The organism is Sphingobium sp. CFD-1, assembly GCF_024611115.1.
GTDB classification, from domain to species: domain Bacteria; phylum Pseudomonadota; class Alphaproteobacteria; order Sphingomonadales; family Sphingomonadaceae; genus Sphingobium; species Sphingobium baderi_A.
On record NZ_CP084399.1, the window covers coordinates 42,706 to 54,755 of the forward strand.

Sequence of the window (12,050 nt, forward strand, 5' to 3'; positions counted from 1 at the left end):
ATACCGGCTTCATTCCGCAAGCCGGGTCGATATCTCCGATCCCCGAACAAGCGTAAGATCGACCGGGCAGCGATCGGCGATCGACATGAGCTTGTCCCGTTGGGCCGCGTCCAGCGGACCTTCGAGCGTGATAATCCGCTCGAAAAAGTCTGCCGGTGAATCTTCCGGCCGCTTCGAATAGCGCACGGTGATACCCGCCCGATCGAGCGGAAGCCCTTTGCGTTCGGCATACATGCGCATCGTCATGACCGTGCAGGCCGCCAGTCCGGCAGACACCAGCTCATAGGGCGACAAGCCGCTGGCCAACCCTCCGACCGATACCGGCTCATCAGCGAGGAAGTGATGCGGGCCTGCCTGCATCGCGAGCTGGAATTTCCCATTGCCGGTTTCGAGCGCCGTTACGCCGTCCCCGCGCGAGAGATCGGGTAGATCCTCCTCCAGCGGCGGCAGATAGCGCGAGGCCCAGGCGGCGATGACGGCCGCCGCATATTCGGCGTCGGTGCGGTTGGTCAGGAGATGATCCGCCGTATCGAGCGACACGAAACTCTTGGGGTGCTTCGCGTGCTGGAATATCTCGGAGGCGTTGTCGATACCCACGATCGGATCGCTGGGCGCGTGCAGGACCAGCAGGGGTCGTTTGAGATCGCGCACATAGCTCAGAAGATCTTGCTGCCGTATGTCGTCGATGAAGCTGCGGCGAAGCAGGAAGTGCCGTCCGGCCAATTCAATCTCCCCAACACCTTCCGCATCGATCCGGGCCAACTCGCCGGGGTCGAAATGGCTGAGGACATGCCCGATGTCGGCGGGCGCTCCGATGGTGGCGACGGCTTCGATAGAGGCAAGTTCGCTCGCGGCCGCCAGCGCGGCCGCACCGCCCAGACTATGACCGATCAGCAGCGAGGGCGATTTGCCCGCCGCCGTCATTGCATCGGCTGCGGCGATCAAATCATCTATGTCGGCCGCAAAGGTTTCGCCGCCGCTGCCGCCGAGGCCCGCAAAATCAAACCGCAGCACGCCGATCCCGGCCCGTGCGAGGGCGCGTGATATCCGCACCGCCGCCAGGCTGTCCTTCCCGCAAGTGAAGCAATGGGCGAAAATAGCCCATCCGCGCGGCGTGGCTTGGGGGCTTTCGAGGCGACCGGAGAGCCGACGTCCCGAAGCGCCCTCGAAATCGAACATCTGTTGAGCCATGGATTCCTGCTTTCCCTATGATGGCTTACCCGATGCGGCTTGCTCGATCAGCAGCTCGCTTGTGAGGATTTGCGGCAATTCCCGCGTCTCGCCCGAAGGGGTTACAAAGAGATAATAGGGGATCGAATTGCGGCCGCGCGAAGCGAGGAACCGCGTGATCGCAGGATCGCCGTTCGTCCAGTCGCCGACCAGCGTGACGACGCCCTCCTTGTCGAACGCCGCGTGCGTATCGGGGCGATCGATGGCGACCCGCTTGTTGACCTGGCAGACGAGGCACCAGTCGGCGGTCATGTCGACGAACACCGGCTGCCCGGCCGCCTGTAGCTCAGCGAGCCGCGTTTCGCTGAAAGGCTCCGTCTTGCCGGTGCTGGCGATCGGCGTTGCCTCGACGGGACGCGGCAGATCGATCGCTATCGCCAATAGCAGCGCCGCCATGATGGGCAGCGCCGCCGTGCCTGCCCTCCTTCCTCGACTTTGACGATGACCGATCCACCAGAGGCCGAGCGCGCCGAGCGTGGCGATGAGCAGGCCGAGAGACAGGCCGTCGACGCCGCTTTGCCGTCCGAGCACCCATGCCAGGCCGATCGCGGTCAACAGCATTGGGATCGCCAGCAGGCGCCGGAATGTTTCCATCCACGCCCCCGGCTTGGGCAAAAGCCGTTGCAGCGCTGGCACGAAGGCCAGCAGCAAGAAGGGCAGGGCCATGCCGATGCCCAGCCCGGCAAAGACGGCCAGGGCCGCGGGCGGCGGCAGGACGAGGGCAGCACCCAGCGCTACGCCCATGAAGGGGCCGCTGCACGGAGTTGCGACGAGCGCGGCGAGAGCGCCCGTCCCGAAGGCCCCCGACCATCCCGGCTTGCCCATGACGCGATTGGCCACCGAAACGCCCGTCATTTCAAACAGTCCGGCCAGATTGAGCGCGATCGCCAGCGACAGCAGCATCAGCAAAAGAATGATGTGCGGATTCTGAAGCTGAAAGGACCAGCCAATATCATGGCCCAGCGCACGCGCGCCGATCAGTATTGCGCCGAGCAACAGTGTCGTCGCGACGCTCCCCGCGAAATAGGCAACGCCTTCGAGTCTTGCGGCACGCCGATCGACACCGGCCCGCGTCAGACTCAACGCCTTCAGCGAGAGGATCGGAAAGACGCAGGGCATGAGATTGAGCAGCAGACCGCCCAGCAGCGCGCCTATGAGCGCGATTTTCAGCGCGGGGACATCGCCCGTCGAAGGCGGGGTGGCCTTCGGCGCGCTGCCATTTGCCTCGCGGCCCGTCGCCGGATCGGGAATTTCGGAGGCGGTCGCTTCTTCGGCGGTCGCGGGTTCAGAAACCGGAGCGACCGCCTTGTCGGGCTTCAAACCAGTGAGCATGAAACTTTGCCGTCCGTCCGATATGACGCCGGCGAAGCGCGGGGAAGGGGCAGGACCGGGCGCGGCGACCTCGATCCGGATTGTTCCGTCCGCTGCACGGGTTGCCTGCTGTTTCGCGCTGGCCTCGAACCAGCCATCTTCCATCGGGAAGAGATAGGTTCGGCCAACATTCAAGCCCTGCGCCCCGGAAACGACGAACGACCAGCGCCCGTCGGCCGCCTCCAGACGCCCTTGCGCGCGCCCCGACGATGGCAAGGCAGCTTCGGCCGCCGAGAATAGCGACTGGCGGCTCCGATCGACGGCGCCATCGCCAGCCCGGAGGGTAAGCTGAAGCGTGGTTCGTTCCGGCACGCAAAGACTGTCGGAGCAGGCCAGCCATGTCAGATCGACCTTGACGGGGAGGGCTGTTCCGGGCGCCACAGAGCGGTCGATGGCGAGATCCGCGAGCAGCGTGAACGCACCTTCATGGACGTAGCTGGCGAGGCCGCCCAGTTCGAGCAGAGTGGGGGAGGGCTGTTCGAGCGCCCCGGCGCGAACGCCGTCCGGCAGATGCCATTCGGCTTCGACCGGAACGCCGCTGTCCCCCGGATTGATCCAATAGCCATGCCATCCCGTTTCCGGTGTCATGCGGATCGCGATGCGTGTGTTGGTGCCGGGACGGGGGGCTTCGCTTTTGGCGACGATCGATGCCTGGACATGCTGCGGCATTTGCGCCAGCGCTGCGGTGGCCGCGAGTCCGGGCCATAGGAGCACGATGGCGCGCAGCGTGATCCAAAAAAGAGGCTGGAAAAGCGCTACCGTAGGTGTGAACCGAAAATTCCGCATCATGGCCTGACTGTCGGCCGCCAAGCTTAAGACAGGCTTAGGTAAAGGGCTGGTTCCACGACCATGCCAATATCGGCAGTGACGCCAAATGGCAAAGAACAGAAGCGGGTGAAAGCAAGCGAAAAGTTCAGGGACCGTGACTGGTAGCCGTCACGATCCCCTGGACGTCAAAATTGGTGCCGCATCCCGAATACGAGATTTCGACCACGTAGCGGCGATTGATTTTTCACGAATGATGTGTGCGAAAAGGCCAATTCGTTTGTGAGATTGGTTCCCCGTGCATAGAACTCGACCGACTTACCCAAGCCCACATCGAACCGATAGGCGAGCGTCGCACTGACCATGTTGTAACCGTCGGTCTTGGTTTCATAGGACGCTATCCGGCTTTGACCAAAGGTGCGGGAATATTCGACGTCCGCAGAGAGCGGCCCCCAATTGCCTTCATAGCGCGCACCAAGTCGTGCAGGTGACATGCGGGGCACATTGTCGTCGAGGCTTTTGATCCTGCTGGCGCGCACATAATCGCCGAAGACAATCACGCGCGATTCCGGCGTGAAGCGATAGCTGATCTGCCCGTCGATCCCAGTAAACTTGGCATCTGCCGCCGTGTAGATCAGATAATGGTGTGGAACGCCCGTCTCGATCTCGGTTTCGATATGGCGCGCAAAGATATAGTCCTCGATATCCTGATAAAACAGCCCAACCTCGAATTCGAGTGGCCCACCCGTCTTCCGCAAAGTGAGGTTGACCGCTTTCGCCGTCTCCATAACGTCCGTCGTCGAAAGAGGGAATTGTGAGGACGCGCGACGCGTTTGCGAAAGGCCTACCTCATAGCTGTTCGTAGCGAGATTATTCCCATAAGCGTAAAGCTCACGAACATTCGGCGCCCGCTGGGTGCGAGCAAGCGAGAGCGCCGCCGAATAGCCATCGCCGATCCGCCAGGTCATCGCCAGTGACGCAGAAAACGGATTATGCTTCGAGAGCGGATTGACGGTGCGATATCCCTCTTCCGCCCTTCTCCTGAAAGAACCCGCGCCATTTCTCGCCTCGAAGGCGTCGATAACGCTTTGGAGCAGTGGCGAGGAGATAACCCAGGGCGTGAAGGGAATGTCCGTGTCGCGCCAGTCCTTGCGCGCGGCGATCTCCACATCGATGGCCCCGAACGAACGTCTCTCGCTCAGGAACACGCCGATACTCTCGGTAACATAGTCCGGCGGGATCTGGAGGAAACCCGCGGTCGAGGTCGGAAGCCCCTTGTGGACATCGTTCTTGTTGATGCCGTTGAAGGTGCCGTGCGTATATTGCGCGCCCAGCGTGCCGGTGAAGCCGAGCAATGGCGCATGCGTCAGTTCAACGCGCGCATCATAAACCTTGTTAGAATATTGCGAGAACAGTGCCGGACCGTCGATCTCGTCATGCTTGTAATCGGTGTAGGAGAGACGCACCCGGGCATGGGCCAGTCCCGGCAGCAGGTCGTCATAGTCGCCGCGGACGTCAACGCGTTCGCTGCGCAGCTTGATGTAGGCCGTATGGTTGTCCGATGAACCGAACGGATCGTCAAACTCGTCATGGGCGGCACAATGAAGATCGGTGCCATGAGTATGGCAAACGCCGTTTATGTGCGAATGGCCGGGCAGACCATATTCGCTGTCCTGCCTTGTATAGGCCGCGCCGATATAGCCCTTGGACGTGATCCAGGACGCGCCGAAGCTGTAGCTCGAACTATCGGCGAAGCTGTCCCTGAGTTCACCGCTGCCGAATGCTTTGGAGACATTATAGTTCTCGCTGCGACGGCGCGAACCTTCGGCGTGAACAGCGAAAGGACCAACGCCTGCCGTCACCCGGCCAACCAGCGTTTTTTCTTCGTCGCCCGTGCCGAAGCGCACTTCGGTTGCGCCGGAAAAGCCGCCTTCCGGCAGTGTCTTTGGCACTTTGCTGTCAATGAGGTTGATCGCGCCGTTCATGGCATTGCCGCCATAACGTGCGGCAGCCGGGCCGCGCAGGACTTCGATGCCATCGAGCAGCAGCGGATCGGTGGTGATGGCATGGTCTGGCGAAACAGATGAAACGTCGAACAGGTTCGCGCCGTCCGACAGGATTTCGATGCGCGGCACGGTTTGGCCACGGATGACCGGACGCGAGGCGCCACCCCCGAAATTGTCGAGATGGACGCCGGGAAGCCCCGCCAGCGTTTCGCCCAGGCCACCTTGTCTACGATGTGCGAGTTCGTCACCCGATAGAACCTGCACGGGTGTTGCGGTCGGCATGTCCGGCGAACTGAGCGAACGCGCGGTAACGACGATCTCTCCCCTCCGGTTGCGTTCCGTTTCTTCACTTTCGCCCGGAGCCACCTGTGCCATCGCGGCGGCAGGGAAAACCATCACGGAGGCCATGGAGAGAAGGCTGATTTTCGATTTGAACTGATTTGCAGATGTGTGATTCATGAAATTTGATCCCCTTGCCGGCCTGATCGATTAGGATACGATATATTGTATCGTCAACAGCGAACGGAGAAGTTCTATTTAACATGAGCCTTCTCACATCGCTGGGGGAACATAGGGCAAGCTTAAGACCGTCTGCAGCGATCTCTCCACGCCAGATATGATCCCGCCTGGCGATGCCCGTCCGGGGACGGCCGCTGCTATCCGGGGATGACCGCCCAACCCTTCAATTGCAGGTTGGCCAGCGTGACCATGGCCGCAAGGTCGATGATTACGTCCTTGGCCACAGCATTCCGCTCGATCTTCTGATTGGCGAGGGCGTAGCTGCATACATGAATGGCGACGCCCGCGCGTTGCAGCTCCTCGATCAGCCGCGTGTTCGGGTTGGCCCGGTGGAACCGCGCCTGATACCCGGCATCGTTCAGGATGGCCGGGGTCGCGGGGCCGTGAATGACGACCACGATGTCACCCGGCGCGGGACGGACACCGGAAGCGCCGAGCAGATTCACGAAGCGCGCAACCCGATCGAGAGCGGGGTTGATCTGCGCGTCGTCGGTTCCGGTGCGCGTGACTTCAAAGGCGACGTGATAGCGGAGCGACGGGTCTGGCATGCTGGCGACGTCGTGCGCTGGCATGATTGCGCCATAGCCGGGGATGACGGGGTGGCTTGCATCCTGTGCCATCGCGCTACCGGGCACCGCCAGCGCGAATGCCAGTCCCATCCCGGCTCGTTTCCAAGGAAATGCCCGCGCGCGGGCCGTGCTCGACTGCATATATGTCTCCTCTCGTAATCATTGGAATGACGGGTGCATCTTTCGGCTCTGTCACGATATGACCAGACGGATGCCATAGGCCACGGCGCCGAGCGCCGCCACGCTCATTACCCAGATCGCGGCGAACCATGCGAGGCGTTTCCAGAGAGCGCCGGGCGCGGCCAAGTCAATGATATCCAGCTTCATCGACTTTCCCCCGGAATACCCAATAGGCCCAGATCGTGTAGCCGAGGATCACCGGCACCAGCACGCCCGCCCCGATCAGCATGAATATCTGGCTGCGTTCGGGCGCGGCGGCTTCCCAGATCGAGACACGGCCCGGAATGACATCAGGCCAGATCGAGATGGCCAGTCCGATCATCGACAGCCCGAACAATAGCAGGATCAGGAAGAAGGGCATCCAGTCCCGTCCCCCTTTCTGCCCAATATTGCGGATCGCACGCCACGCCAGAAAGCCTACGATCGCCACCAGGAGCGGCATCTGGGCGCTCGCCAGCACGCCCGGCCATTCGAACCAGCGCTGATAATATTGCGCTTCGAGGAACGGCGTCGATACGCTGACGAGGCCGATGGCGACAAGCATCGCGGGCAGGAGCCATCGCGCCATGCGGCGGGCCTGTGCCTGTAGCGCACCTTCCGCCTTCCAGATCAGCCAGCCCGCGCCAAGCAGGGCATAGCCGATGAGCAGGCTGAGGCCGGTCAGCAGCGAGAAAGGTGTCAACCATTCCCACCAGCCACCGGCATAGGCGCGTCCCTCGATCGTGATGCCTTGCAGCAGCGCGCCGAGCGTGATGCCCTGCGCCAGCGTGGCGACGATCGAGCCGCCGCAGAAGGCGAAATCCCAGAAACGGCGATGGCCGGGATCGCGCCAGCGAAACTCGAACGCAACGCCGCGAAAGACCAGACCGAGCAGCATCGCCATCAGCGGCGCGTAGAGCGCGGGCAGCACGATCGCATAGGCGAGCGGGAAAGCTGCCATCAGACCGCCGCCGCCGAGCACCAGCCATGTTTCGTTGCCGTCCCACACCGGCGCGATGCTGTTCATCGCCATGTCGCGATCGCGGCCGACTGGAAAGCGAGGAAAGAGGATGCCGATACCAAGATCGAAGCCGTCCATCACGACATAGGCGGCGACGGCGAACGCGATGATGCCCGCCCAGATGATCGTAAGGTCGATCATGGCTGGCCTCCCTCGATCGCGGGGGCGGGCGTGATCCCGGCGGTCCGCACCGGGCCGTGCGTTGGAACGGCCTCTTCATGAGGTTCGGGCGGCTTGTCCATCAGCTTGAGGATGTAGAAGGTGCCAGCCCCGAATACGGCGAAATAAACAACGATGAAGGCTAGAAGCGAGGCCGCCACGGCGGGGGCGTCAAGCGGGGCCGCTGAATCCGCGGTCCGAAGCAAGCCATAGATCGTCCAGGGCTGGCGCCCCACTTCCGTTGTCACCCACCCGGCGATCACGGCGATGAAACCCGAAGGCCCCATCACGATAGCGGCCCGATGCAGCCAGGACCAATCATAGAGTTTGCGGCGCGCGCGGGCGGCCAGACTCCACAGGCCCAGACCCAGCATGCCGAAGCCTATGCCGACCATGATCCGGAAAGCCCAGAATACGGTGCCAACGGGAGGATGCCGATCCTCCGCTATGGTATCGAGCCCCGCCAGTGGCGCGTCCGCATCATGCTTGAGGATGAGCGAAGATGCCTTCGGAATCTCGACGGCATAATCGACGCGCTTTTCCGCGCTGTTGGGAATCCCGAACAGGATCAGTGGCGCGCCGTCGGGGTGGCTTTGATAATGCCCCTCCATGGCCATGACCTTGGCGGGTTGATGTTCGAGCGTGTTGAGGCCGTGCATGTCGCCGGCGAAGATCTGCACCGGCGCGACCAGCGCAGCCATCCACATCGCCATGGAGAACATCTTGCGCGCGCCGGGATTGGCCCGATCGCGCAGCAGATGCCAGGCGCCGACCGCGCCGACCACGAAGGCGGTCGTGAGGTAGGCGGCGATGACGGTATGGACGAGGCGGTAGGGGAAGCTGGGGTTGAAGATGATGGCCGCCCAGCTTGGCCCCGGCAGGAATTGCCCGTTCGCGCCTATCTCATAGCCGGTAGGCGTCTGCATCCAGCTATTGACCGACAAAATCCAGAAGGCGGAAATGAAGGTGCCCAGCGCCACCATGCAGGTCGCGGCGAAGTGGAGCCGAGGCCCCACCTTGTTGATCCCGAACAGCATGACGCCGAGAAAGCCCGCTTCGAGGAAGAAAGCGGTCAGCACTTCATAGGCCATCAGCGGCCCGATGACGGGACCGGCCTTATCCGAGAAAACCGACCAGTTGGTGCCGAACTGGTAGGACATGACGATGCCGGAAACGACGCCCATGGCGAAGGCGATCGCGAAGATCTTCAGCCAATAGCGGTAGAGGTTGGCATAGACGCCCTTGCCGGTCTTGAGCCACAGGGCTTCGAGCACCATAAGGAAGCTCGCCAGCCCGATCGAGAAGGCCGGAAAGATGAAATGAAAGCTCACCGTAAAGGCAAATTGCGCGCGGGCGAGGAATAGCGCGTCGAACGATTCGAACATTTCTATGTCCTTTCGGTGCCCGCTCTAGGAGAGGCGAACGGCTTTGATAGTGGACATACTGCCTCACGCCCCCATGAAGGCACCGGCGCTGCGCCAGAGCATGTAGGCGGCGACGGCGAAGATCAGTATTGCGAAAACCAGCGTCAGCCGCCCGGTTTCCGCGCCGAGACGCCGCGCGAGCCGGGTGCCCGCCAGACTGCCAAACGCGCCGCCGATGATGAACAGGATCGCCAGCGGCCAATCGATAAGACCTGAAAAGGCATAATTCGCAGCGGTAGTCAGGCCGAAGGCGGTCACGGCGACCAGTGATGTGCCGACCGCGAGCAGGATCGGCATGCCCGTGGAGGCGACGAGGCCGGGCACGATCAGGAAGCCGCCGCCTATGCCGAAAAAGCCGGAGAACAGACCGGAACCGAGGCCGTAGCCGAGAACCTTGGGCGCCTTTTCCCTGTTGCATTCCGCGCCGGGATTGCCGGGATTGCCGCGCCCCTTGAGCATCAACGCGCCGACCAGCAGCATGACCAGCGCGAACAGGAACAGCAGCCGGTCGCCGTCGACCATCTTGCCAAAGGTCGAGCCACCCAGCGCGCCGACAATGCCCGCAGCCGCGAACATGCCCCCGCAGCGCCATTTGACATTATGCGCATAGGCATGATTGGCGAGGCCCGTCGCAGCATTGGCCGCGACCGCGAGCGCGCTGGTGCCGATCGCGACATGGGCGCTGGGCACGCCGACCAGATAGACCATCAACGGAACGGCGAGGATCGATCCGCCGCCGCCGACCAGTCCCAGGCTGAATCCGACCAGCGCCCCGGAGGCAATACCGAGCAGATATTGCAGCGGTTCGAGTGTCACCGCACCTGTCCGATCGGGCGCGGATCGGCCAGCCATTCGCGGCCTTTGAGCATCCCGTGCCAGTAGATCGGCGGCAGCATCCGATCCTTGAGGAACCAGGCGAGCCGCGAGGGCCGACGGCCATCAATCAGCCATGTCGGGAAGCTGGGCAGGAGCTTGCCCCCGTAACCGAACTCCGCCAGCACGATCCGCCCGCGCTCAACGGTAAGCGGGCAGGAGCCATAGCCGTCATAGCCCGCCTGCGGCTGTTTGCCGTCCAGGGCGGCGAGGACGTTCACCGCGACCACCGGCGCCTGCTTGCGTGCGGCCGCGGCGGTCTTGGCATTGGTGGTGGCGACGACATCCCCCAGCGCGAACAGGTTGGACCATATCGGATGGCGCAGGGTGGCAGGATCGGCTGCTACGAACCCGCTTTCATCGGCAAGCGGGCTGGACCGGATGAAATCCGGCGCGACCTGCGGCGGGACGACGTGCAGCATGTCGAAGGGCCGTTCGACAACCGTTTTTTCGCCGTCGCCGCCTTGCTCGAAACGGGCGACCCGCGCGGCGCCATCGACCCCGACCAGTTTCGAGCCGGGCCGGAAGTCGATGCCGTAGCGCTCGATATAGGTCATCAGCGCAGGCACATAATCGGCCACCCCGAACAGGGCTGGACCGGCGCTGTGGAACTCGACATCGATCCCTTCGAGCAGGCCGCGCTTCTCCCATTCGTGGCAGGAGAGATACATGGCCTTCTGCGGCGCCCCCGCGCATTTGATCGGCATGGGCGGCTGCGTAAACAGCGCGCGGCCCGGCGCTGCGCTGCGCACCAGCTCGTGCGTGTAGGGCGCGAGATCGTAGCGATAGTTGGAGGTGACGCCGTTGCGGCCGAGCGTTTCGGGGAGGCCGGGAATGGCGTCCCAATCGAGTTTCAGGCCGGGCGCGACGACCAGCGCGCGGTAGGCGACCATCGTTCCGTCGTCGAGCGCCACGCTGCTATTGTCCGGGTGGAAAGCGCTCACCGCCTGCCTGATCCAGTGCGCCTTACGGGGCATGACCTCCCCCATGGTCCGGCGCGTGGTCTGGGGATCGAACACGCCCGCGCCCACCAGCGTCCATCCCGGCTGATAATAATGCACGTCGGACGGCTCGATGATCGCGATCGAAAGATCACCCCGACGCTTGAGCAGGCTGGCGGCGCAAGCGATGCCCGCGCTTCCGCCACCGACGATCACCACGTCATAGGTCGCCGCGCTATTGTCGTTCAATGCCATGGCCGCGTTGTGCAACGCGGTCGAGCGCGCGCCCGATCGGCAGAAGGCCAGCACGGGCTTGGGGAGGCGGTCCAGCGCGGCCCGCATCGCCTGGGCATCGGCAGGGGCGATGTCGGGACTGGCGACCGGCACATGCATGAAGGCCAAGCCTTGCTCCAGCGCCGCATGTCCGAGCGCGGCGGCATCGGGTTGTCCCGGCTCCTCGCCGTCCGGGCGATTGCACAGCACCGAGCGGAACCCGGCCGCTACGATTGCGGGCATGTCCTCCGGTCTGACTTGCGGCGATACCGAGAAATCGGGGGCGATGGGGGTGATCGTTTCCATGAGGATTCCTCCGCTTGTGTCAGCGCTGCGCGGCCCAAAGACGATGAAGCAGCATTCCGGCGAACATCGCGGCCAGGAAGGGCAGAACCGCGAGGGGGGCGAGCGCGAGGTTGGCGATCGCCGGGCCGGGGCAAAGGCCCGCAATTCCCCACCCGACGCCGAACAGCAGCGCACCGACGGCCAGGGGCACATCGATGCGCCGCGTCGAAGGCAGGGCAAAATGGTCGCCGGAGGCGGCGCGGGGAAGGCGAGGTTGCAGGCGCCATGCAATCGCCATCGGCAGCAAGGCTCCTGCCATCACGAACGCCAGCGTCGCATCCCACGTCCCGAACAGGTCGAGGAAGCCGCGCACGCGCGCGGGATCGACCATCCCCGACAGGGCGAGGCCCGCGCCGAAGATCGTTCCGGCCAACAGGGCTATGAACGCGCGCATG

General features: G+C 63.4%; 10 protein-coding genes. All 10 read right to left on the reverse strand.

What is annotated here, in order from left to right:
- Positions 1 to 9: 9 nt before the first annotated feature.
- The gene (locus tag LDB26_RS19555; RefSeq protein WP_257542387.1) at positions 10 to 1,191 is read right to left on the reverse strand and encodes a bifunctional alpha/beta hydrolase/OsmC family protein; all 1,182 of its coding nucleotides are present in this window, start codon (positions 1,189 to 1,191) and stop codon (positions 10 to 12) included.
- A gap of 15 nt (positions 1,192 to 1,206) precedes the next feature.
- Complete coding sequence (locus LDB26_RS19560; RefSeq protein ID WP_257542389.1) at positions 1,207 to 3,390, reverse strand: protein-disulfide reductase DsbD; 2,184 nt, start codon at positions 3,388 to 3,390, stop codon at positions 1,207 to 1,209.
- Positions 3,391 to 3,554: 164 nt separating this feature from the next.
- On the reverse strand, positions 3,555 to 5,831 hold the full coding sequence (locus tag LDB26_RS19565) for a TonB-dependent receptor (RefSeq protein ID WP_257542391.1): 2,277 nt from the start codon (positions 5,829 to 5,831) through the stop codon (positions 3,555 to 3,557).
- A 197-nt stretch (positions 5,832 to 6,028) separates the two neighbouring features.
- A complete protein-coding gene (locus LDB26_RS19570; RefSeq protein WP_257542393.1) occupies positions 6,029 to 6,601 on the reverse strand; it encodes a DsrE family protein in 573 nt (190 codons plus the stop codon).
- A 51-nt stretch (positions 6,602 to 6,652) separates the two neighbouring features.
- On the reverse strand, positions 6,653 to 6,787 hold the full coding sequence (locus tag LDB26_RS19575; protein ID WP_257542395.1) for a DUF2474 domain-containing protein: 135 nt from the start codon (positions 6,785 to 6,787) through the stop codon (positions 6,653 to 6,655).
- Positions 6,768 to 7,781 carry a cytochrome d ubiquinol oxidase subunit II gene (cydB, locus tag LDB26_RS19580; protein ID WP_257542397.1) on the reverse strand — a complete coding sequence of 338 codons (1,014 nt, stop codon included), beginning with the start codon at positions 7,779 to 7,781 and terminating at the stop codon, positions 6,768 to 6,770. The genes LDB26_RS19575 and cydB overlap by 20 nt, the downstream gene beginning before the upstream one ends.
- A complete protein-coding gene (locus LDB26_RS19585; protein ID WP_257542399.1) occupies positions 7,778 to 9,184 on the reverse strand; it encodes a cytochrome ubiquinol oxidase subunit I in 1,407 nt (468 codons plus the stop codon). The genes cydB and LDB26_RS19585 overlap by 4 nt, the downstream gene beginning before the upstream one ends.
- A 63-nt stretch (positions 9,185 to 9,247) precedes the next feature.
- Positions 9,248 to 10,039 carry a sulfite exporter TauE/SafE family protein gene (locus tag LDB26_RS19590; protein ID WP_257542401.1) on the reverse strand — a complete coding sequence of 264 codons (792 nt, stop codon included), beginning with the start codon at positions 10,037 to 10,039 and terminating at the stop codon, positions 9,248 to 9,250.
- On the reverse strand, positions 10,036 to 11,616 hold the full coding sequence (locus LDB26_RS19595) for a bifunctional protein tyrosine phosphatase family protein/NAD(P)/FAD-dependent oxidoreductase (protein ID WP_257542404.1): 1,581 nt from the start codon (positions 11,614 to 11,616) through the stop codon (positions 10,036 to 10,038). Before LDB26_RS19595 ends, LDB26_RS19590 begins: the two co-directional genes overlap by 4 nt.
- Before the next feature lie 19 nt (positions 11,617 to 11,635).
- Positions 11,636 to 12,049 (reverse strand): DUF6691 family protein, encoded by a 414-nt coding sequence (locus tag LDB26_RS19600; protein WP_257542406.1) that lies wholly within the window; start codon positions 12,047 to 12,049, stop codon positions 11,636 to 11,638.
- Position 12,050: the final 1 nt, after the last annotated feature.

Bases quoted from the DNA above. Each gene is read 5' to 3' on its own strand.
- LDB26_RS19575 (WP_257542395.1), bottom strand. From the start codon at position 6,787: ATGAAGCTGGATATCATTGACTTGGCCGCGCCCGGCGCTCTCTGGAAA.
- LDB26_RS19585 (WP_257542399.1), bottom strand. From the start codon at position 9,184: ATGTTCGAATCGTTCGACGCGCTATTCCTCGCCCGCGCGCAATTTGCC.
- LDB26_RS19570 (WP_257542393.1), bottom strand. From the start codon at position 6,601: ATGCAGTCGAGCACGGCCCGCGCGCGGGCATTTCCTTGGAAACGAGCC.
- LDB26_RS19595 (WP_257542404.1), bottom strand. From the start codon at position 11,616: ATGGAAACGATCACCCCCATCGCCCCCGATTTCTCGGTATCGCCGCAA.
- LDB26_RS19555 (WP_257542387.1), bottom strand. From the start codon at position 1,191: ATGGCTCAACAGATGTTCGATTTCGAGGGCGCTTCGGGACGTCGGCTC.
- LDB26_RS19560 (WP_257542389.1), bottom strand. From the start codon at position 3,390: ATGATGCGGAATTTTCGGTTCACACCTACGGTAGCGCTTTTCCAGCCT.
- LDB26_RS19565 (WP_257542391.1), bottom strand. From the start codon at position 5,831: ATGAATCACACATCTGCAAATCAGTTCAAATCGAAAATCAGCCTTCTC.
- cydB (WP_257542397.1), bottom strand. From the start codon at position 7,781: ATGATCGACCTTACGATCATCTGGGCGGGCATCATCGCGTTCGCCGTC.
- LDB26_RS19600 (WP_257542406.1), bottom strand. From the start codon at position 12,049: ATGCGCGCGTTCATAGCCCTGTTGGCCGGAACGATCTTCGGCGCGGGC.